The organism is Exiguobacterium sp. BRG2, assembly GCF_031844245.1.
GTDB lineage: Bacteria > Bacillota > Bacilli > Exiguobacteriales > Exiguobacteriaceae > Exiguobacterium_A.
The window spans coordinates 1-22,187 of record NZ_JAUZUW010000017.1 but is presented as its reverse complement, the minus strand read 5'-3'; the positions used below and the strand labels follow the sequence as shown (position 1 = coordinate 22,187).

Genomic DNA, 22,187 nt, shown 5'->3' with positions numbered 1-22,187 from the left:
CCGCTATCTCCCCTCTTAGTTTGATCTATTACAGTCGTTTACGATCGTCACGTTCTACGTCCGTTCTCGTATCTGTACCTTCATCAATATCTGCTTCCTCGCGTCGTACCGTTTCAGATACAGTTTCTGTATCTCGCACTTTACGTTTTCCAACAACAATTTCTTCAGAGACTACATCTTCTTTTGATACTACTACCTTTTCTTCTGAAAGCGGTACGTGGATGGAGTCGTTCTCATCTACAAAAGCATCTGTTCCCGACGCATTATGATCCACTTTACGCCGTTCCACATAAACTTCTTCCCTCTCTACCGGCACCTCGATCGATTGTTGATCTTCGACTACGTGTTTACTGACGTTTACTTCCCCTGTTTGCACTCTTTCTTTATCTACATTTAACCGTTCTTCATGCAGGCGAAGGCGTTCTTCTTCTGTATCACTGTTCGTTTCAGTAACGCCAGTCCGATCTGTCCGGGAAAGAGAGCCCTTATCAGAGAGATGGTCGTTGTGATCCCGATTTGCTTCGACTCCCGTGCGATCATATTGATTATCGTTTACTCCAGAAGTTTGATTGTAGCTTTGATTATGCTTTTCGTAAGAATCGCCATAGTCGCTGTCTACATATAAAACCAGCTTGCCGCTTTCTACCTGACGACGGTATTCTTCTGATTCATCATGCGATAAGCCCATTCCGCGGAATGCTTCCGTAGAAGAGTCGTCTGAAAAGGCAGCCATGAATTTCCCCATAAATCCTTGGTGCTCTTGTTCACCGGCAGTATCTACATTGACGTTTGTCTGATTCTCTACCATGGAGAAGGAATGTTTATCTTGAGCCACGACATACATATCTCTTTCGTCATATCCCTGCGCTTTCAATTCGTTTACTTTACTCAGTACTTCCGCTTGGGTATTAAATACTTGGATAAATGTATCTTCTTTTCTCGTCATGATCTCTTCCTCCTTTTTAATAAATGCCACAAAAAATAATAATTAGCTCTTGAAAATCAATCTTATATGCCAACAGTTTGAATTTCCCCTACTTTTTTTCTGATTAAACCTGATTTTTTTGTACATCTTTTTTAATTATTGAAGTCTTTTTGGAATGTATTAATCCTATTTACTAGAGCATGTTCATTATTAAAGTTTTTCCTGTTTAAAACGTTTTAGTCATGCTACGCAACAAGAAAAGACCCTTACCTAAGAAGTAAAAGCCGTTTCAATAAAGGTACGATGTTGTATGTGCGCCATAGTAGAAATCATTACGGTGTTACTGTAAAGTCTTTCAAACCCTGTCCCCGGAATTATACGATAATATTTTTTATTGATATGAAAAACAAACACAGCCACATCATAGCATGGTCAAATTTATGACTAAACCATAATCTAGTCGATCGACTTCAGCTCATGCCCAATCTATTATGAGAGCGTGCATCCTATCCGTTTAATGATTTATTATATATTCCAGTAAAAACTAACAAAATATCTCGATACATCTTAATTGAATCTCTCGAATAAATTGATTTTGTCTAATGTCATCCAACAGTTCGATGCGATTGGTTACGAAAAAAGCTCACTTCCATTCACAAATAATGTGAACAAAAGAGAGCTTCATTTTGAAATAGAGTTGTTGAAGGTGAAACAGACTTCTTTTCACCTATCCCCTTTAAAACGTTGGTACGACAGGTTTCATGAGACGAATTTTCTCAGCAAGTCTAGTCCTTATTCCCACTCAATCGTTGACGGTGGTTTCGACGTCACATCGTACAGGACGCGGTTGACGTTCTGGACTTCGTTGACGATTCGGACCGAGATCTTCTCAAGCACGTCCCATGGGATACGTGCCCAATCTGATGTCATTCCGTCAATTGACGTGACGGCGCGGATTCCGACCGCATAGTCGTATGTCCGCTCATCGCCCATGACACCAACCGAACGGATTGGAGGAAGGACTGTGAAGTATTGCCAGATTTCGCGCTCGAGTCCTGCTTTTTTGATTTCATCGCGAAGAATGAAATCAGATTCGCGGACGATTTCGAGTTTCTCATCTGTGATTTCACCGAGGACACGAATTCCGAGACCTGGTCCTGGGAACGGCTGACGCCATACGATTTCATCGGAAAGACCGAGTTCTTTCCCAAGTTCACGAACTTCATCCTTGAACAACGTGTTGATCGGTTCGATCAATTCAAACTGCATGTTTTCCGGCAATCCACCGACGTTGTGGTGTGATTTGATTGTTTGTGCCGTATCCGTACCACTCTCGATGATATCCGTGTAGAGCGTGCCTTGGGCAAGGAAGTCCATATCCGTTAGTTTTGAAGCTTCTTCATCAAAGACGTAGACGAATTCGTTGCCGATGATTTTACGTTTTTGCTCCGGATCCGAGATACCACGGAGTTTGTCGAGGAAACGATCCTGGGCATCAATCTTGATGACGTTCATATGGAAGTGATCCGCGAATGTCTTCATGACGCTTTCCGCTTCACCCTTACGCAGCAAACCGTGATCGACGAACATACATGTCAATTGATCACCGATTGCTTTGTGAATCAAGGCTGCGACGACAGACGAGTCGACACCACCTGAAAGGGCACAAAGAACTTTTTTATCGCCGACTTGTTCTTGAATCTTCGCTACTTCGATTTCGATGAAGTTCTCCATTGACCAGTCGCCTGCACATTTACAGACTTCAAAGAGGAAGTTCTTGAGCAATTCTTTTCCGAAGACCGTATGGTTTACTTCTGGGTGATACTGCACACCATACATTTTCAACTCTTCGTTCTTGATCGAAGCGATTGGACATGACACGTTCGTCCCATCAACGACGAATCCGTTTGGCACAGATGTGACGAGGTCACTGTGACTCATCCAGACCGTTTGTTCTAGCGGTAAGTTCGCATACATCGGTGACGGGTCTTGTAACGTCAATGTGGCTTTTCCATATTCACGATGTCCCGCACGTTCTACTGTTCCGCCGAAATGTTGTGACATGAGCTGCATGCCGTAACAGATTCCGAAGATTGGAATACCGAGGTCGAAGATTTCCGGGTCACACCGGTACGCATCCTCTGCGTAGACGCTACGTGGACCACCCGAGAAGATGATACCAGCAGGTGCGATTTCTTTTACTTCAGCTGCAGTGATTTTATGCGAATGCAATTCACTGTAGACACCAAGGTCCCGAATACGACGTGTGATCAATTGATTGTACTGTCCTCCAAAATCGAGGACGAGAATCATTTCCTGGTCCAAATGTGCTTCCAAATCTGTTCCCGCCTTTCTGATTTCATGCGTACCCTATGAAAAAAGCCCACTCTTCGCCCATGGATAAAATGGAAAAAGAGCAGGCCGCTTCACAAAAAAATGTATACGAAGGGTCTGCTCCTTCATAGTCAGGTCGTTTAAGGTGACCCGGTAGAGACTCTCGCGCCATATTCGCGAGTATATACAAAGGAGATTGCATGTGTGTGATTTACGTTGTTCCCATTGTACCTGTATCGTTTCGTAAATATCAACCCTCTACATGACGAATGATATTTTCGAAATATTCACGTTTTTTCTCAGCCGACAATGATTCTCCACCATAGACCATCCGTTCGTAAGCATCCGTCAACGGTCGCATCGCGTACGTCTCGTAGTACCCATCGACTTCGTACGCCAGTTCCGCAAGCGTCCGACCATCTTGATAATGGAATCCTTTTTTATCAAGACGTCGCAAGAGATACCGATACATCCGTCGGAATCCTTCCGGTCGTTCAATCTGTCTCCGGAAGAAGAGAATCGCAAGCGTCCGGATGATTGGTTTTCGGAACAGGTAGAGGAACAAGAGAGCAAGTGCCGTCAGGAAGATTGGCCAAAATGGAATTGACTTCTGTTCCGTCTGTCCGGCGCTAGTCGTCTGTTCTTCATCAAGAAGATTTTCCTGTGGACGGTTCGGCGTCGTTGTCTCCGTATTGTCTTCTGTCTCACGTTGCGGATTTGCTTGTTCCGTCTCGTTGTTCGTTTCCCGATCGATCGTGTATTGTCCTACTCCATCGAAACTGACTGTCGGTTCAAGCGGTACCCAGCCTGGTCCTTCAATGTAAACTTCGACCCACGAATGGGCATTTTTATTGCGTACTGTATAACTCGTTACGGCAGCTCCGATGACGTCGGATTCGCCCCCCGTGAATCCTTTCACCCAGCGTGCGGGTAACCCAGCTGCCCGAAGTAACACAGTGGCTGACGTCGAGAAGTTATCACAGTATCCGAGTTTCGTCTCGAACAGGAACTGATCGACGTAATCCTGATTTTCTTTCGGTACAGCAACATCTTCTGTATTGTATTCAAAGTTTTCTTCTTCGAAATAATTTTCAATCGCCCGTGCTTTGTCCCATGGTGTTTTTTTGTTTTCAACGATTTGATTCGCTAAATCACGGACACGTTGCGGTAAACCTTCCGGCAGTTGTAGATACCGCTCCGTTTCATTCTCAGATAAATTGACGGGTTCATCTGTCTGGAGCTGTTCTTCCGTAAAGAGTGGGTACGAATAGTCGATTCGATAGTTTCGTTGACGATCCGCCTCGTCGAGATACGAAATTTTTTGATTCTCGAGGTCAACCAACACATTTTGTCGTTGCTGATTCACTTCGACCCTTACATTGTCACCGTTATATGGCACGAATGGTAATTCACGCGCCATTTCAAATGTTGCTGTCTCTTCGCGGGTCTTGACCTCTGTACCAAAGGTCGAGAAAAAACCACGTCCATCGACTTCAGGGTTTGACTCCGACAAGATCCAACCTTTTCCGGTATAAATATCTTTTGTTTCAACGCGCCAATAGCGGTTTCCTTCACTTTCGACTTGGAAGACTTCTCGGTCGTCCATCTGGAATGGTCCTCCAAGTTGTTCATCGTTGTTACCGTATCCGACCTTTTGAATCGCATTTGTCGGCTCTCCTTCCCCTTCAAGACCCGACGTCAAATCGTACCAACTGTCTTGCCATGTCGCATTGATGACAGGACTTTGGACAGCAACGACGATGACAGCTCCCATGATGAATAATGCGCTCAGTGGGCGTACGTAGGAAGCACGCGGTCGTTCATTGACCTCCGTCGCATACAGCAATACCAAAGACAAGATGATCGGATAAAGAATGAACGTCTCTCCCGAGTAATCCGTCCAGGTATCGCAATAGGCGATGAACCCGATGACTCCGAAAGCAAGTCCGAAGACGAACCCACGATTCGGGAACGTCCGACGCGCGAGATAAGCGATCAAGAAACTGATCAAACCAATCGACAGCGCAAAGGCTGGTCGTCCCGGTAATTCACCATTGATGACACTTCGAATATCCGAGCTGATTTCCGTAAAAATTCCCCACGGTGCGGAACCCGGTGTCAAAATCAAGTAGAACGACAATAGTAGTCCCGCGAGACTGCCAAGTAAGAAGTAACGTCGCGCGAGATGCGATAACAGTAAAGGCAGGAACAGCATCGGTAAGAAGGACCAAAGATGCTCGAATGTCGTCAGTTCGAGAAGTGGTGGCATGAAACAAGTCAAAAGGGCTGCTGCGATGGCGTTCCAGATTAATCGTCGTATCATCGCACTCCCCTCCGTTCTGGTGTATAGACATGAACGGTGGCTTCTTGATTAATCTTCGAAATCCATAGTTCATTGTTCGATTCAAGATCCGGTGTGATGAAGAGGACGTTCCCGCTCAATCGAAGCGCCTTAGACGAGTATTCCCATGACTCGATGAACGTTCGCGTCCGACTCGGTTGCGCCGTCATCAGGTAATGCGTCAGTTTCGCTCCTTCAAGTGGTAACGACAATGATTGAACGGCATGCCCGACGAGATGGATCCGATAGCTCAGTCGTCGTTTGTTCAACTGATCCGTCGTTTCTGCGAGCATCGAGATGACACGTTCGAAGGCTTCACCCGCCTCCGTTCCCTCATCAAAGACGATCGTCGTCTCCCGTTCTTGCTCTCGTTCGAACGTCTTCGTCATCAACCCTTGGCGTTTCGCTGTCGCTTTCCAGTCAATCTGATTCATCCGATCCCCACTGACGTATTCCCGGACCCCGACGACGGTAAAGGACGACTGGCGAAGATCAAGTGACACCGGTGAGATTCCCCCATCGCCACGGTCTTCCTCATGGGGAAGCTGAACGGCAAGGCGCGCTGGTTCAATCGCAAGATACGTCTCGACCGGAAACATCCGCTTCCGCTTAAATAACCCGAATGGATCCGTGATTTCGACGATACAGCCTGGAATCTGATACACCCCTCGACGAATCGATGGTATCGTGTAATCGATTTGCTCCGTCTTCCGGTAATGGGCTCGGAGTGGACGGCTAATATCGAGTTTTTCTTCACTGAGTTCGTTCGGAATCACCTCCGTCACTTCGACGGCTCCGACGAGAAACGGAAAACGTCGACGAACCCGTAAGGAAACCGGGATATCGGTTCCAGCAACGAGCATCTTGTTCGATACTTCGCGTGTCGCAAGTGCCTGTGTGACGGGCCAAACGAGGAAGAGAGTCCAGTAGACGGTCAAACCAGCCATGACGTAAAACAGCAAGGAAGCGACATTTCCGCCATCAACGCGCGCATATGCCCATAAGGCTGCCGTCGTCAAAAGTAATACAGCGTAACGCCAACCAATTTGCCACTTCGTCATAGAGACTCCACGTCTTGTTGGATCGGTACAGCAACCTCTTTTTTGATCTGTTCTAAAATCCGTTCCGACGATTGACCGTGATAACGCGCATCCGCTGTCAAAATCAGGCGGTGTGACAGGACTGGAATCAAGAGATGTTTAACATCATCCGGCAAAACGAAACTGCGTCCTTCCATGTACGCCCACGCTTGCGCGACTTTCATCAAGGCGATCGAAGAACGAGGACTCGCGCCGAGGTAGAGTGACCCATTCGTCCGTGTCGCTTGAACGAGATGGACGATATATTTTTTGACAGGCTGTGAGACATGGACGTTCTTGACGTCTTCTTTCATCTGGAGCAATTGCTCGCGACCAATTACAGCTTCGAGTGTTTCGATTGGTTCATCCCGTTCAAAACGCGTGAGCAACTTCATTTCTTGCTGGAAATCAGGATAACCCATTTTGACTTTGACGAGAAAACGGTCGAGTTGTGCTTCTGGTAACGGATACGTTCCTTCATGTTCAATCGGGTTTTGTGTCGCCATGACGAAAAAGGGATTCGGAAGCGTATGAATCTCACCATCGACGGTGACGTTCGCTTCCGCCATTCCCTCGAGTAAGGCAGATTGAGTTTTTGGTGATGTTCGGTTGATCTCATCGGCTAAGACGATGTTTCCCATTAAAGGACCCGGTCTATATTCGAACTGGCTTGTTTTCTGATTATACATCGATACACCCGTCAAATCTGACGGAAGTAGGTCTGGCGTGAACTGAACACGTTTGAAGGTCAACCCGATCGATCGGCTGAACGCACGGACGAGCATCGTCTTCCCGACTCCCGGTACGTCTTCTAATAGAACGTGACCGCCCGCTAGTAATGCTGCCAATGATTGTGTGATGACATCTTCCTTACCGATGATGACTTTCTCTACGTTGTCGATAATCGCTTGAATCTCCTTAGTGTATGTTCGCATTGTCAGGCCCCTTGCTCTCATAGTAGTTGAATTTTCTGACTTTTTATATCATCTCATATTCCGCTATGCTTTTAAAGAAATACGAGCAGTTTCAAGCACGTGAAAAAGGGGGAACGCCGTAGCGTTTCCCCTTATTTGTTTCAGGAACGAACACATGCCGTGATCCGTTCTTGAACCGTGCAGTTGCACGTAAAACACGAATACATCCGTGTCAATGGACAACGTTCGTCAAGTCCGGTGATCCTCTTCTTTCAGAAGCGACATGCGATCGTTCCCTCTACATTGGTAATCATTCATGTGCATCACCATCCTTTCATATATTGAATATTACCGAATATGTTATAAACGAAACGTCGAATTTTAATTATTTTTTCCGATACCGCGCATAGGTCGTCGCGAGTGCGACCGCAAGGACCAGCCCTTTGATGATATTCAACGAATAGTATGGAACAGACAACATGACAAGACCATTTTCAAGAATCCCGACGAGACAAGCCCCGACGAGTGTGCCAAGGGCATTCGGTTTTCCTTGCCCTGCGAACGACGAGCCGATGAAGGCAGCTGCGACCGCCGGCATCAAGTAACCGGACCCGGCGTTGATTTGCGACGATCCGACTTGTGACGCAAGCAAAATCCCACCGATTGCAGCAAGTAAGCCAGCAATCAGATATGCGAGTGCCCGGTAGCGGTTGACACGAATTCCCGTCAGTCGTGCGGCTTCCGGATTTCCACCGATGATATAAAGAAAACGACCGTGTCGCGTATGGCTTAAGAAGACGTGTGTCACAGCGACGACGACGAGCATGATGACGATGATCCAAGGTGCCTGGCTGATTTTCGCGAATGCCTCCGGAATCGTGCCGACTGTTGGTGTACCGTCTAGGCGTGGCATTCCGGCACTGATTGAACCACCACCCGTATACGTCATCGCGACACCTTCGACGATGAACATCGTCGCAAGCGTCGCAAACAAATCCGGAATCTTAAACCAGACGATGAGTAAGATGTTCACCAGAGCAACGCTAAGAGATAAGAGAAGTGCTAAACCAATCGAGACACCGAGCGGTAGACTGTACCAGACGAAGAACGAGACGACGAAAGAACTCGCAAGCGTCGCGGTCGACCCGACCGATAAATCAAATCCATTGACCGTCAAAGAGACCGTCAAGCCGATCGCGATAATCGTCACGATGGAGATACTTCGTAAAATATTAATTAAATTCGTCCCTTGTAGGAATGTTGGAGCCGTCGTCGCAAAAAACAGGACGAGGGCAAGGATCGCGAGGACGATCCCCCAGTCGTTCAAGAATCCGAGGACAGGACGTAAACCCTTCCCTCGGTTCGTTTGTTTTGATACTACCTCATTCATCGTTGCCCTCCTCCTGTCGCATACCACAACAAGGTTTCTTCTGATGTATCCGCCGTCTTCGTTTCATGGACGATCCGTCCATCGAACATGACGTAGATTCGGTCCGTGACGGTCAAAAGTTCATCCCATTCACTCGTCGCGTAAAGGATCCCTTTTTGTTGTTGCGCGAGTCCGTCAATCAGACGATAGATATCTTGTTTGGCTCCGACGTCGACACCTTTCGTCGGTTCGTCCAAGACGAGTACAGAAACATCGGTCAGTAACCATTTTCCGATGGCGACTTTTTGTTGATTCCCACCGGATAGTTGACCTACTTCCTGTTTCACGTCTGCCACTTTAATGCCCAGTTCCTTGACCCATTGCGATGCCTGATCTGCTTCTTTGCGACGATCCATCAGCCCCCAGCGGTTGACGAAATCATGAGCTGCCGCTGCTGTTAGATTTTCTGCGACAGAATCGGCAACAAGAATTCCTTCTTTTCGTCGTTCTTCTGGAACGAGACCGATTCCCGCTTGAATCGCAGCTTGTGGATTGCGAAGGCGATGGGCTTTTCCACCTATCCGAACCTCCCCTTCCTGAAACGGGCGATCACCGAACAATGCTTTGCATAATTCCGTTTTACCGGCACCGACAAGACCCGCGATACCAACGACTTCACCTGTTTGAACCGTCAAGGAGATATCGTGGACGTCCGCATTCGTAGCACTCTCGACGGTCAATACGTTCGTTGCATTTACCCGTGACGTTTTCGCAACAGACGTAAGCTGACGCCCGAGCATCTGCTCAACGACAGCTTCCTTCGTGATGTCTGTCAAAAGATGTCGTGAGATGAGTTGACCGTCGCGCATGACCGAGATGGAGTCGCAAATCTCATATAGTTCCTGTAAACGATGCGAGATGAAGATGATCCCAAGCCCTCGTTCGGCTAAACGACGCACGACTGAAAAGAGATGGCTTGTTTCCGCCTGACTGAGAGGTGCCGTTGGTTCATCTAAAATCAAAAAACGGCGTTCTTGGACGAGGGCGCGAGCAATCAGTACGAGTTGCTTTTCAGCAAGCCGCAACTCCTCGACGCGTGTCTTGACGGAAATATCCGCCTGTAATGTCGCTAACGCTTCCTTGGCACGCTGTATGTATCGGCGCTGGGATACGAAGCCAGTCATCGTTCCGTCCGTCAACAGATCAAGACAGATATTCTCAGCGACCGTCAAATACGGGACAAGCGCCACATCGACCTCTTGTTGGACGAGGTCGATTCCAATCTGTTTCGCATCACGTGGTGATGTGATGGACAACTCCTTCCCGTCGAGACGGATCGTTCCTTCGTCCGCCGTTTCCGCTCCGGATAAGACTTTCATCAACGTCGACTTACCGGCACCATTCGCACCGACAAGCGCGTGGATTTCACCGGATTTCACTTCAAACGAGACTTGTTTTAAGGCTTGCACTCCTGGAAACGCCAGTGAAATCCCGGTCATCTTCAAGTGATGATTGGTAGACGTCATTGTTTTTTATGGACGTCACGCAACCGGTCCATCCACGGTTCATTGAATTTATCCGACGTACTCCATCCTTTGATGATCGTATCGAGATTGTACATCGTCGTATCCTGCTTCAACGCCTTCTGCTCCACGAGTTTCGCGTCGAGATCAAAGCTATCCGGTGTCTTCTCGCCAGCGATTTTCTTAGCCAGTAATCGCATGTCCGTTTGTCCAATCAAGAATGGATCCACCGCACTCGTCGAGACCCAGTTACTGCCTTTTTCACGCATCAGGTTGATATCCTGATTCGAGACATCGATCGAGATTAGCGGGATTTCTTGACGTTTATTATCCTTGAGCGATTTGTAAGCCCCTTTTGCGACTTCGTCCCACGCTCCCCAAACCGCATCAATGCTTCCTTTCGGATATTTCGCGAGAATCGCATTCATCTTCGTTGCGATATCCCCTTGGACATCTTGGAAGTTTGTCGGTCCAACCGTCTCAAGCGTTTTGATCTTACCGTCTGCTTCGTACGTCTTATAGATTTCCTGACGACGATCGAGCGGGGCAAAACCTGGTCCGAACCAAAGTTTGATGACACGGACCGGCTTTTTGTCCGTCACCTTCGTCACTTCATCAAGCGATAGCTTCGCGAGTTGATGATCGTTTTGGAATGTTTCCGTCACACCTTTTAACGCCGTTCCTTTTTTCTTCGTGACCGTATCGAACGTCACGACCTTCAGCCCTTTGTCGACCGCTGGTTTAATCATGTCATAGGCGTAGTCTTCCTTACCATGCGAGATGATGAGCCCATCATAATCTTGCTGAATCGCTTGCGCGACAAGCTCCTTGAACTTGACGTCGTTACCTTCCGAAATGAACGTGCTGACTTTAAAGCCAAGCGCTTCGCCTTCACTTCGTGCGCCATCAAGGAATTGTTTCGTATGGTCGTCCGATGCTAGGTTGCGGATGACGGCGATCTTGACGTCCGATTGAACCCCTTTTGGTACATCCTTGACGACCTTCGTCGTCGTGGCTTCTCCATTCGCACAAGCCGCTAGTAACAGTGCCGGTGCTAGGACGGCGTAAGCTAGTTTTTTCATGACATATCTCCTTATCCGAGGGGTTGAAGCCCTGTTAATTGTTCAATCGTTTCTTCATTCGGTTGCGTGATGACACCAAGTTCGGTGATGATGCCTGTGATCAATGTGTGTGGTGTGATATCAAACGCCGGGTTGAAGACGGCGATGCCTTCCGGTGCTGTCGCAATACCTTGGACAGTCGTCACTTCCTGCGGATCACGTTCTTCGATTTCGATCGCGTCTCCGGAAACGAGCGAGAAGTCGAACGTCGAGAGCGGTGCTGCGACGTAAAACGGAATACCAAAAGCTTGCGCGAGCAATGCCAATTGGAACGTCCCGATCTTATTCGCCGTATCTCCGTTTCGTGTAATGCGGTCAGCACCGACGATGATCGCATCGATCTGTTTTTCTTTCAGCGTATGGGCGACCATGTTGTCCGTAATTAACGTGACATCGATGCCGGCACGTTGCAGCTCCCATGTCGTCAATCGTGCTCCCTGCAGTAACGGTCGCGTCTCACTCGCAAAAACGGATAATTCAATGCCGCGTTCTTTTGCGATGTAGAACGGCGCAAGTGCCGTTCCATAAGCAGCGGTCGCAATCGATCCAGCATTACAAATCGTTAGGATCCGGTCGCCTGACTGGAACAATTCCAGTGCATGAATCCCGATTTGACGTGACGTCTGCGCATCCTGGTCGTATAAGGCGACCGTCCGTTTTTCCAACCGTTCGCGAATCTCTTCTACCGACGCCCCGTCTTGAATGATTGGATTCAACTGATTGAGGACATTTCGCAAATTGACGGCCGTCGGTCGTGTCGCGAGTAACGTCGCTGATGTCTCAAGCAAGGCTTGCTTGTAGACCGGTAGCGACGCTTCAAACCGGTATGCTTCTTGAACGAGCACGAATCCACCGAATAAGCTAATCGCAGGTGCGCCTCGAACGCGCAGTTGTTTAATCGCCTCAATCGCTTGCGCAAGATCAGTAATGACTTCATAGTGCTCTTCTTGCGGTAGACGTGTCTGATCGAGAATCGTCAAGACACGATCTTCGTAACGGATACTTTGAACGAATGTAGTCATCGGCTGAGTTCCTCCGTTACGTCAAAGTTTCGTAAATCATCAAATGTTCGGCATTCTGTACGGCGTTTGATTAACGCCGATCCTAGACGAAGAGCGTGACGTTTCCGCTCTAAGCGTTCCGTCGTTGAATCGATTGATTCTAAATCAGCGACCGGTGCAAGACCAATCGTCCGCCGAATCAATTCGCAACCGGCAAAGCCAAGGGCATCCTGCAAGATCGTGCTCAGTACATCATCGACGAGTCCTGATGCCTGGAACGGTTCGACGGCTTCCCGTTCCCATAACGCACGGAACGTCGAAGCGAACGTCAGCCAAAACGTATCGATGTCGCGAATCCGGGCATCACGAAGTGCTGAATAATCCGGGTATGCTGCAAAGAATAAGTGGGCGATGAACTGTCCGACATCAAATCCGAATGGACCATAAAAGGCGAATTCTGGATCGATGACTTTCGTTTCCGTTGCCGAAGCAAAGATGCTTCCTGTATGTAGATCGCCGTGTAGCAACGCATCTCCTTTCGTGATGAAAAGCGCTTCGAGTTTTGCGACTTCGCGTTTCAACTCATCGTCCGCCCATAGACGTGCCACCTCTTCTTCAAGCCCGGCTTCAATCTCGTTCGTCTCCGCGTCATGGAACGGATCCGTGAAGATTAATTTTTCCGTGATGTCGCACAAGTCCGGATTGTAGTACGTTCGGGCGATACGTTTTTTTTCAACCGGACCAAGCGCAAAGTCCGATGTATGGAATAACGTCCGAGCGAGATAAGAACCGATATGTTCCGCAAGCAACGGATACTGTTCACCTGCGAGTAAACCACTTCGAACGATCGTCAGATGTGAAAGATCTTCCATGACCGTATATGCCTCTTCATGACTAGCATGAAAAACACGTGGCACGAACGGTACGGCATGCCGTGCGAATTCACGGAGTGCGGATTGCTCGATCCACGCTCGTTCGAGCGATAACGGCCAGCTCTCCCCGACGACCTTCGCATATGGTAATGCTTGTTTTAAAATCAAGCGATGTTCGCCTTCTCGAATCCGAAAGACGAGGTTGAGGTTCCCGTCGCCAATCTCTTCTGCTTCGACGGCTCCATCGCCGATCAGTCCTAATGTCCGAACACAATCAATCGCGTCCTGTTCTGTGAATGCTTTATATGTCATCTCAGTTTCCCCCTATGTGATACACGAAAAAGCGCCTCTTTTCGTCATCGAAAAGAGGCGCAGAAAAGTCACTGCGTCCTCTTATCTCTCAGACGAAACGTCTGTTGGATGTAGCACCGTGCCCAGTGGTCGGTTGCTGCGGCGTCATCGGGCCAATTCCCTCTGCCAACTCGCGATAAGAGTCGTATGTAGTTGTCGTGTGTGATATTGATTTGAATCTTACGCAATCGACTTCCTCGCTGTCAAATCGAAATCAAGCAGAAACGGATATCATTTTTAAGTCATCTATAGAAAGAGTATTTTCAAAAAAATAAATTTTCTAAAAATAGTTTGACAAGTGGCGATTCTCATGTAAAAATTGCAATTAGATTTCACAATTTCATCCAATTCTTATCAAGAGCAGACGGAGGGACAAGCCCTACGATGTCGCAGCAACCGACCTTTTGGCACGGTGCTAATTCTTGCAGCTACTAAGCTGACAGATAAGAGTCCACGTTCGAATCATTCATGGTCTCTTGTCGCTGACGAGAGACCATTTTTTTGTTGAAGGAGGAAAGACATGGCTTATATCACTGCTACTTATCAATTGACTGCCCGTGATCGACTCGAGCAGCGCGCTGAACAACTCGCGCTTGGTCTGACAGTCGGTTCTTGGACGGAACTGAATCATCTCGAACAACAACAACTTGCCTCGTTCAAAGGGGAAGTCGTACATACCGAAGAGCGCGATGGCAAAGGATATATCACGATTCGTTACCCGGAACATAACGTATCGCGCGACTTTTCTGCGATTCTGACGACCGTCTTCGGGAAACTCTCACTCGACGGTGAAATCAAATTAACGGAATTGCTACTACCCGATACATTTACGTCGGACTTTCCAGGTGCAAAGTTCGGGATCGAAGGGGTCCGTTCCTTGATCGGTGTCGAAGATCGCCCACTATTAATGAGCATCTTCAAAGGAGTCATCGGACGCGATTTATCGTTCCTTCGTGATCAACTCGAAGGACAACTCGCTGGTGGGATCGATCTCGTCAAAGACGATGAGATCCTATACGACAATCCATTGACACCAACGATTGACCGGGCACGGATCGGACGTGAGGTCATCGATGCTCACTTCCAACGGACCGGTAAACGTGCGTTATATGCGATCACACTCAGCGGTCCTGTCTTTACGCTCAAGGATCAAGCCAAGCGATTGATTGATGCTGGAGCGACTGCTTTCTTGCTGAATACCTTCACATACGGACTCGACGTCTTACGCGAACTGGCAAGTGATCCGGAAATCAACGTTCCGATTTTCAATCATCCGGCATATAGCGGTGCGTTGATCGCTAGCCCGAATCACGGAGTCGCAGCTCCTGTCTTACTCGGCACATTACCGCGCGCTGCTGGAGCAGACTTGACGCTATTCCCGTCTCCTTACGGCAATGTCGCTTTGCCAAAGGATGTCGCCCGTGGTATCGCGGTCGAAGCGACCCGTCTCGGTCAGACGAAATCAATCTTCCCGGTTCCTTCAGCCGGTATTCATCCTGGACTCGTCGCTCAACTCGTACGAGACTTCGGGATCGATTCCGTCATCAACGCCGGCGGCGGCGTACATGGTCATCCGCAAGGTGCTGCGGCTGGTGTCATTGCTTTCCGTCAGGCACTCGATGCGGCACTCGCAAATGAATCCCTATCGACGGCAGCATCGCGTCATGAAGAATTACGAATTGCCCTCGACGCTTGGGGGATCAAGTCATGACCGTACGGATTCTTTGTGACTTCGACGGGACGGTGACGACACAGGATAACATCATCGCACTCATGCAGGCATTTGCGCCAGCGAGTGACTTCGAACCGTTAAAACGCGGTGTACTCGACCGGACGTTATCGATTCAGAGTGGTGTCGGGCAAATGTTCGCACTTCTGCCGTCTGACGGAAAAACAGCCTATCTTGACTTTTTGTTGGAGCGTGCAGTCATTCGCGACGGATTTTCGGAGTTACTGCAGTACAGTCGTCGTCAAGGCATCGATTTTTCGATCGTCAGCGGTGGAATGGACTTTTTCGTCGAACCAATCTTAGCGCCATTCCTCGACCAAGAACAGATTTACTGTAACGTCGCTGATTTTAGTGGTCCATTCGTCCATATCGATTGGCCAAACGCCTGCGATACCCATTGCACGAACGGGTGCGGCTGTTGTAAAACGTCCGTTGCTCGGACACTACGTAAAGACGGTGACGTCATCATCGTCATCGGCGACTCGGTGACGGACTTCGAACTCGCAAAACAAGCGGATCGTGTCTATGCCCGTGATTATCTGATCACGTTGTGTGAAGAGAACGATATCGCCTATACACCGTTTGAGACGTTCCACGATATCGTTCATGATTTAACACGAGCGGAGGTGACAACATGACATTCATGCGACGGTATGAAGAGCTACGCGCCATCAAACAAGAGCTTGCGGCGCGCGATTGGTTCCCTGGTACGAGTGGCAATCTCGCCATTCGGACGTCCGGTATTCCGATTGAATTTCTTGTGACGGCAAGCGGAAAAGATAAACGGCAGACGACTCCTGACGACTTCGTTCATGTCGATGCGACCGGTCAATTGATCGGTGAGCAATCCGGGCGTCCTTCTGCTGAGACATTGCTCCATGTCGAAGTGTTCAACCGAACGAACGCCGGATGTTCCCTGCATGTCCATACGATTGCGAACAATGTGATTTCGGAGTTATATGGCGATCAAGGAAGTATCACCTTCTCCGGTCAAGAAATCATCAAGGCACTCGGTCACTGGGAAGAAGATGCGACGGTCACGGTGCCGATCATTCCGAATCACGCGGACATCCCGACACTCGCTGCTGCTTTTGCGCCATATGTCACAGCGGACAGCGGTGCCGTCCTGATTCGCAATCACGGAATCACGGTCTGGGCACCGACCGCCTTTGAAGCAAAGAAACACCTCGAAGCCTTCGAGTTTTTATTCAACTATACGTTGACGTTGCAATCATGCCGTCAATCTATCTATTAAAAGGAGGAATCATCTCATGGCAACAGTCTTATTCCAAGAAACAAACACACGGTATACGGATCAAACGGAAGTCGCTGACTTCCTCGCATCGCGCGGCGTTCTTTACGAACAATGGGACGTCTCAAAACTACCAGCACCTCTCGTCGAGAACTTCACACTGACGGATGCCGACAAACAAACGATTCTCGATACGTTCGCTCCAGAAATCAAAGACGTATCAGAACGTCGTGGATATCAGACAGCTGATATCATTTCACTTTCGGATACGACACCGAACCTTGACGAGTTGCTCGTCAACTTCCAGAAAGAACATCATCACACGGATGATGAAGTCCGTTTCATCGTCAGCGGTCACGGCGTCTTCGCGATCAAAGACGAAGAAGTCGGCTACTATAACATCGAACTCAATCCTGGTGATTTGATTTCTGTTCCTGTCAATACACGCCACTACTTTACGCTCCAAGAGGATCGGAAAGTCGTCGCTGTTCGAATTTTCGTCACGACGGATGGTTGGGTTCCAATTTACGAGAACGAGACATCCACGGTCTCTTAAGAACGACAAAAGCGTTGATTTCTTCTATATAAGGAGAATCGGCGCTTTTTCTTATCTCACAAACATATCACTACATCGACACGTAACAGATATAATGAGGGAAAAGCGATTGGGGAGTGAGCAACATGCATATTCGTCCTGTAACGGAACATGACTTACCCGCTGTTCTATCCATTTATAATGAAGGCATCGAAGACCGAATCGCAACGCTTGAGACGGATCGAAAAGATTTATCGTTCATGACCCAGTGGTATGCAGAGCGTACGCATCGCTACGCTGGATATGTCGCAGAAGATGAGACAGGTGTCCTCGGCTTCATTTCTCTTGATCCGTATAACCCGCGTCCTGTCTATGCGACAGTTGGTGAGATTTCCGTCTACATTACTCGAACACATCGCGGACAAGGGATCGGGACACAGTTGTTAGAAACTGCCGAACAACATGCGCGCGATCATCAGATGCATAAGCTGATTCTCTTTACCTTCCCGTTCAATAAAATCGGACAAAAGCTCTACATCCGTTCCGGATTCCGGATTGTTGGGACATTTAAGGAACAAGGTCGCTTGAACGGCGAATACGTCGACGTCATGGCGATGGAGAAACGCTTACGATAGGATTCATTGAATGCCAGACGGGGAATAGTCAATCCGAGTCATTGAGAGAGGATGAACCTAATGGATATTCAACAAATTCGTAATGCGACGCTTGTCGTCACGTATGCCAATCAAGTTTTACTGATCGATCCGTTTCTCGGCGAAAAAGGCAGTTTACCTCCTTTCGGTCAAACGCCGAATGCCGTCGCCAATCCACTCGTCGACTTACCGGTCGATGTTAAGACACTGCTCGATCCTGACGCTGTCTTCGTCACGCATCTGCACGCGGATCATTTCGATGATGCTGCAAAACAATTTCTACCCAAGCATTTGCCATTCTATGCGCAGCAAGAAGAAGACGCACGGCAAATCCGAGAAGCCGGCTTCACGAACGTCTCTTCCTTCGATTCCGGTGTGACGATCGGTGATATCCAGGTCCATCGAACAGGTGGACAGCATGGTGTCGGTGAAATCGGTGAACGAATGGGACATGTCTCCGGACTCGTCCTCACGCATCCGGACGAACCGACGCTTTATATCGCAGGTGATACGATTTGGTGTGACGAGGTCGCGCATGCGATTGAACAACATACACCAGATATCATCGTCGTCAACAGTGGGGCTGCCCAGTTCCTGACGGGAGAACCGATCACGATGTCGCAGCGTGATCTCCTTGCCGTACACGAAGCAGCAGCGGAAGCAACGATCATCGTCTCGCACCTCGAGTCCGTCAATCACTGTCTCCTGCGGCGCGACATGATTGCTGACTTTTTAGCCGCCTTCCACCTTTCTGCCCATTTCTTGATTCCAGAGGATGGCGAAACGATGTCATTTTAAGAACAGTAATCTTCATTGAAAAGAAGTCCTGCTTTTCGAGTAACAATCGAAAGCAGGACTTCTTTTTGTTATGGAATGACAAGACCTAACAAGCGAGCAAAGGCAACTGCTTGCTCTTCCGTAATGACAGCACCTGGTAAAAATCGCGGATCGATCGTAATACCAGAGAGCTCCGTCTGCCGGAGGTCGAGACCTTTTAACGGCGTTTCAATCCATTGACTACCCGTAAGCCGGACCGCTTCGAGTTTCCACTGGGTCGGTTTCACTTCGAAGAACTGTGCTTCTTTCATCGTCGTTTCGCTCCAGTGTTGGTGACGGACCGTACTGCGAATGAACTGTGCGTAATCTGCAAGTCCTTCCTGAATCGTCAAATGGTCTAGCGTACAATCTTCGAACTGAACACCCGTCATCCGGCATCCGACGAAGGACACGCGGTGAAAACGAGTTTCTTGGAAGTGACATCCCGTTAAGTCACATTGCTCAAAACGGATATCTTCGAACGAACCACGGTCAAAGGTGAGATTCGCGAACGAGACATTTTGAAAACACACTTGATAGGCATCGATGCGTTCTGTCAGTTCACTCGGCATCGACTCTTTCTCATAACGCGCCCCTTTCAGATACGGGTCATCGATTTCGACTTGATCGAACGTCTCTGGTTGAAGCGTTTTCGGTAATTCTGGTAAACGGATAACGATCTCTTTCATAAAAATTCCCCCTTTTTCTCTCCCTTAGTGTATCAAACTCCTTTTATATGAGGGAAAATCGTTCAAATTCCCCTTTTTTCAACAGTTTTTATTTTGAGACACTTTGAGACCATGCTATAGTCAAAGAAAATCAAAATAAGAACATACGTTCTTTTATGTAAAGGAGTGATTCAAATGTTTCCTTCCGTCGTTTTACCACAAAATAAACGTATTTTTTGTGTAGACAGTGTGTCCTTCTACGCCAGTTGTGAATGCCAGTATCGCAATCTCCCTCCCTTGACGACACGCCTAGCGGTCGTCTCCGATTTAAAACGAAGCGGATCCGTCATTCTCGCTGCCACCCCTGCCTTAAAAGCACTAGGAATCAAGACAGCCGGTCGACTATATGAAATCGAGCAATTGCCATACGCTGTTCGTCGCACGATTCAACTTGTCGAACCACGCATGCTCGCTTATATGAAGACGTCAATACGTGTCCTTGATGTCCTGCACCAATTCGCCCCACCTGAAGCGATCCGCGTCTATTCGATTGACGAAAGCTTCATTGACATGACCGGAACCGATCGCCTATTTGGTTCCGACCTGCAAGCTGCCCTCAAAATTAAAGAAGCGATCCTGAAACAGACCGGCATCCACGTCCGGATCGGGATTGGTCCAAATAACGTCATCGCGAAACTGACCCTTGATTTAATCGGGAAAAAAGAAGGCATCGCGCGATGTGGATATGCCGACGTCGCACGACGTCTTCATGATTTTCCGATTCGGAAGATGTGGGGGGTCGGACACCGTATGGAACAACATCTGCAGATGATGGGGATTGAAACAATCGGTGATCTTGCAATGCGCCCTGTCGAAGAGTTGCACGAACGATTCGGTGTCATCGGTGCCGAACTATGGCACCACGCTTGGGGTCTTGACGCGTCACCGACACTTCTTGCGCCTCGTCATCTGTTCGAGAAAGCCCCTCAACGGACGATCGGACACGGTGTGACCTTAATGCAGGACTATTATCAGTTCGAACGCATTCGGAATGTGCTCAATGAACTCGTGCAGGATGTTGCCGCACGTTGTCGCTTTTCGAATCAAGTCGGCTGGACCGTTCACATCGGCGTCCGCTATTCTCGAAACGTCGTCCGAAGTGGTTTCTCGCGTCAAGTGCGGTTGCCTTATCCGACATCCGATGAACGAATCATTCTGCGTCACGTCTTACAATTATTCGAACCGAATTGGCTGGACGGAGAACCTGTTCGTTTTTTATCCGTCGCAGTGGGGCATTTGACTGCCGATCAAGGCACCTTACAGTTGTCTTTGTTCGAGGATAATGCGCGGCTCTGGAAACGACGACGGTTATTAAAAGCAATGGATGTCGTCAACCTCCGCTACGGAAAAGGAACGATTCGCCTCGCTGTCTCGTTTCTTGATACGAGTGTCGCCAAACGTCGTCTTCGTTTCGTCGGCGGTCATCCGGGAGGTGATCTTCATGACAGCGTATCGTGATCGAGGAAATTTAAAATGGATTCCTTTTCTCATGCCGGAACATTTGCAACTGTTGCGGGAATATTATGTCCAGATGCATCAGCTCGACTTGCCTGAAATTGATGAACAGTTGCAAGAATCATGGCACTTTCTGCTTCAAGAAGCTTTAATAGAAGGAAACGAACTTGAAATCACGTATTATAAGGAAAGTAGCTACGTGACGGTCGTCGGTTTTGTGGAACGACTAGAACCCGAACGTTCCGTTCTCTTTCTGCGCGGACGTGAAGTCATTGAAATTCCCTTCACACGAATCGTCCGGATCGAAAACGGGTAAGCTCTCATACAGATGGATGCTTTAAATCGTGCCCGGAAAGAAGGAATAGTCATGTTGGATTGGTTTACTTCCCTCCCCGTCGTCGTGCAAGCATTGCTTGCCGGAATGATGACTTGGGGGTTAACCGCACTTGGTGCGGCACTCGTTTTCGTCTTTACGACGATTGAAAAACGCGTCATGAACATGATGCTCGGTTTTGCTGCCGGCGTCATGATTGCTGCGTCATTTTGGTCGTTGCTTGCTCCTGCGATCGAGTTCACAGAGCAAGATGGTGGAATCGCTTGGATTCCTGCCGCCATCGGTTTTCTCGCTGGTGGATTTTTCGTCCGTTTGCTTGACTTCGTCACACCGCATTTGCACTTATCTGCACCACTCGAGACGGCTGAAGGTCCTTCGACAGGACTCAAGAAAACGACGTTATTATTTCTTGCGATCACGTTGCATAATATTCCCGAAGGACTTGCGATTGGTGTCGCTTTTGGTGCCGCTGCCTTGAACATGGACGGTGCGACCGTCGCCGGTGCCTTGACGCTCGCACTCGGTATTGGGATACAAAACATGCCGGAGGGGGCTGCCCTATCGATTCCACTACGCGGTGAAGGGATGTCGCGTCGGCGGGCCTTCCATTACGGTCAATTGTCAGCGATCGTCGAACCAATTGCCGCGATGGTCGGAGCAGCCGCAGTCTTCTTCGTTCAACCGCTTCTACCGTATGCGTTATCGTTTGCTGCCGGAGCGATGATTTTCGTCGTCGTCGAAGAATTGATTCCGGAGTCACAAGCAGAGAACGGATCCGATTTAGCAACGCTTGGTTTGATGGTCGGTTTTACGGTCATGATGATTCTCGATGTCGCACTCGGGTAATCTAAAAAT

20 protein-coding genes and 4 riboswitches are annotated in these 22,187 nt (G+C 48.6%); of the genes, 9 read left to right on the top strand and 11 right to left on the bottom strand.

The features are described 5' to 3' along the window. Positions 1-28 precede the first annotated feature (28 nt). From Q9R23_RS15445 to mtnK, 10 genes are all read right to left on the bottom strand, one after another. Complete coding sequence (locus Q9R23_RS15445; RefSeq protein WP_290755735.1) at positions 29-946, bottom strand: DUF2382 domain-containing protein; 918 nt, start codon at positions 944-946, stop codon at positions 29-31. Between the two features lie 279 nt (positions 947-1,225). Continuing rightward, positions 1,226-1,327, bottom strand: a riboswitch (purine riboswitch). A 390-nt stretch (positions 1,328-1,717) separates the two neighbouring features. Continuing rightward, positions 1,718-3,238: a glutamine-hydrolyzing GMP synthase gene (gene guaA / locus Q9R23_RS15440; RefSeq protein ID WP_311247396.1), complete on the bottom strand. Its 1,521-nt coding sequence runs from the start codon at positions 3,236-3,238 to the stop codon at positions 1,718-1,720. A gap of 129 nt (positions 3,239-3,367) precedes the next feature. Beyond that, a riboswitch (purine riboswitch) is annotated at positions 3,368-3,469 on the bottom strand. A gap of 40 nt (positions 3,470-3,509) precedes the next feature. Continuing rightward, entirely contained in the window at positions 3,510-5,582 is a 2,073-nt protein-coding gene (locus Q9R23_RS15435; RefSeq protein ID WP_311247395.1) for a transglutaminase TgpA family protein, read from the bottom strand. Continuing rightward, positions 5,579-6,661: a DUF58 domain-containing protein gene (locus tag Q9R23_RS15430; protein WP_035410944.1), complete on the bottom strand. Its 1,083-nt coding sequence runs from the start codon at positions 6,659-6,661 to the stop codon at positions 5,579-5,581. The genes Q9R23_RS15435 and Q9R23_RS15430 overlap by 4 nt, the downstream gene beginning before the upstream one ends. Continuing rightward, a complete protein-coding gene (locus Q9R23_RS15425) occupies positions 6,658-7,614 on the bottom strand; it encodes an AAA family ATPase (RefSeq protein ID WP_035410946.1) in 957 nt (318 codons plus the stop codon). The genes Q9R23_RS15430 and Q9R23_RS15425 overlap by 4 nt, the downstream gene beginning before the upstream one ends. 364 nt (positions 7,615-7,978) lie before the next feature. Then, entirely contained in the window at positions 7,979-8,983 is a 1,005-nt protein-coding gene (locus Q9R23_RS15420) for an ABC transporter permease (protein WP_055970220.1), read from the bottom strand. Continuing rightward, positions 8,980-10,488: a sugar ABC transporter ATP-binding protein gene (locus Q9R23_RS15415; RefSeq protein WP_311247394.1), complete on the bottom strand. Its 1,509-nt coding sequence runs from the start codon at positions 10,486-10,488 to the stop codon at positions 8,980-8,982. Before Q9R23_RS15415 ends, Q9R23_RS15420 begins: the two co-directional genes overlap by 4 nt. Further along, a complete protein-coding gene (locus Q9R23_RS15410; protein ID WP_029340727.1) occupies positions 10,485-11,567 on the bottom strand; it encodes a sugar ABC transporter substrate-binding protein in 1,083 nt (360 codons plus the stop codon). Before Q9R23_RS15410 ends, Q9R23_RS15415 begins: the two co-directional genes overlap by 4 nt. Before the next feature lie 11 nt (positions 11,568-11,578). Continuing rightward, positions 11,579-12,628 (bottom strand): S-methyl-5-thioribose-1-phosphate isomerase, encoded by a 1,050-nt coding sequence (gene mtnA, locus Q9R23_RS15405; protein ID WP_311247393.1) that lies wholly within the window; start codon positions 12,626-12,628, stop codon positions 11,579-11,581. Beyond that, on the bottom strand, positions 12,625-13,791 hold the full coding sequence (gene mtnK / locus Q9R23_RS15400; protein ID WP_311247392.1) for an S-methyl-5-thioribose kinase: 1,167 nt from the start codon (positions 13,789-13,791) through the stop codon (positions 12,625-12,627). Before mtnK ends, mtnA begins: the two co-directional genes overlap by 4 nt. A gap of 78 nt (positions 13,792-13,869) precedes the next feature. Next, positions 13,870-13,973, bottom strand: a riboswitch (SAM riboswitch). A 205-nt stretch (positions 13,974-14,178) separates the two neighbouring features. After that, positions 14,179-14,280, top strand: a riboswitch (SAM riboswitch). A gap of 70 nt (positions 14,281-14,350) precedes the next feature. Between mtnK and Q9R23_RS15395 the strand changes: the two genes are divergently transcribed. The 6 genes from Q9R23_RS15395 to Q9R23_RS15370 all read left to right on the top strand — a co-directional run bounded on the left by Q9R23_RS15395 (position 14,351) and on the right by Q9R23_RS15370 (position 18,797). Continuing rightward, positions 14,351-15,541 carry a 2,3-diketo-5-methylthiopentyl-1-phosphate enolase gene (locus Q9R23_RS15395; protein WP_058714038.1) on the top strand — a complete coding sequence of 397 codons (1,191 nt, stop codon included), beginning with the start codon at positions 14,351-14,353 and terminating at the stop codon, positions 15,539-15,541. Beyond that, entirely contained in the window at positions 15,538-16,197 is a 660-nt protein-coding gene (locus Q9R23_RS15390; protein ID WP_214856043.1) for a 2-hydroxy-3-keto-5-methylthiopentenyl-1-phosphate phosphatase, read from the top strand. Before Q9R23_RS15395 ends, Q9R23_RS15390 begins: the two co-directional genes overlap by 4 nt. Further along, positions 16,194-16,814, top strand: a complete 621-nt coding sequence (locus Q9R23_RS15385; protein ID WP_290747921.1) for a methylthioribulose 1-phosphate dehydratase — start codon at positions 16,194-16,196, stop codon at positions 16,812-16,814. Before Q9R23_RS15390 ends, Q9R23_RS15385 begins: the two co-directional genes overlap by 4 nt. Positions 16,815-16,830: 16 nt before the next feature. Next, positions 16,831-17,367, top strand: a complete 537-nt coding sequence (locus Q9R23_RS15380) for a 1,2-dihydroxy-3-keto-5-methylthiopentene dioxygenase (RefSeq protein ID WP_035410968.1) — start codon at positions 16,831-16,833, stop codon at positions 17,365-17,367. 125 nt (positions 17,368-17,492) lie between these two features. Beyond that, entirely contained in the window at positions 17,493-17,981 is a 489-nt protein-coding gene (locus Q9R23_RS15375) for an arsinothricin resistance N-acetyltransferase ArsN1 family A (protein WP_056063724.1), read from the top strand. 60 nt (positions 17,982-18,041) lie between these two features. Next, a complete protein-coding gene (locus Q9R23_RS15370) occupies positions 18,042-18,797 on the top strand; it encodes an MBL fold metallo-hydrolase (RefSeq protein ID WP_056063727.1) in 756 nt (251 codons plus the stop codon). A 68-nt stretch (positions 18,798-18,865) separates the two neighbouring features. Here Q9R23_RS15370 and Q9R23_RS15365 read toward each other — a convergent pair whose 3' ends face one another. Then, entirely contained in the window at positions 18,866-19,504 is a 639-nt protein-coding gene (locus Q9R23_RS15365; RefSeq protein ID WP_290782592.1) for a pentapeptide repeat-containing protein, read from the bottom strand. A gap of 174 nt (positions 19,505-19,678) precedes the next feature. Between Q9R23_RS15365 and Q9R23_RS15360 the strand changes: the two genes are divergently transcribed. From Q9R23_RS15360 to Q9R23_RS15350, 3 genes are read left to right on the top strand one after another with little or no spacing between them, the layout of a single operon-like run. Beyond that, positions 19,679-21,001, top strand: a complete 1,323-nt coding sequence (locus tag Q9R23_RS15360; RefSeq protein WP_311247391.1) for a Y-family DNA polymerase — start codon at positions 19,679-19,681, stop codon at positions 20,999-21,001. Continuing rightward, positions 20,985-21,314 (top strand): YolD-like family protein, encoded by a 330-nt coding sequence (locus Q9R23_RS15355; RefSeq protein ID WP_023467027.1) that lies wholly within the window; start codon positions 20,985-20,987, stop codon positions 21,312-21,314. The genes Q9R23_RS15360 and Q9R23_RS15355 overlap by 17 nt, the downstream gene beginning before the upstream one ends. Before the next feature lie 51 nt (positions 21,315-21,365). Beyond that, the gene (locus tag Q9R23_RS15350; RefSeq protein ID WP_023467025.1) at positions 21,366-22,178 is read left to right on the top strand and encodes a ZIP family metal transporter; all 813 of its coding nucleotides are present in this window, start codon (positions 21,366-21,368) and stop codon (positions 22,176-22,178) included. Positions 22,179-22,187: the final 9 nt, after the last annotated feature.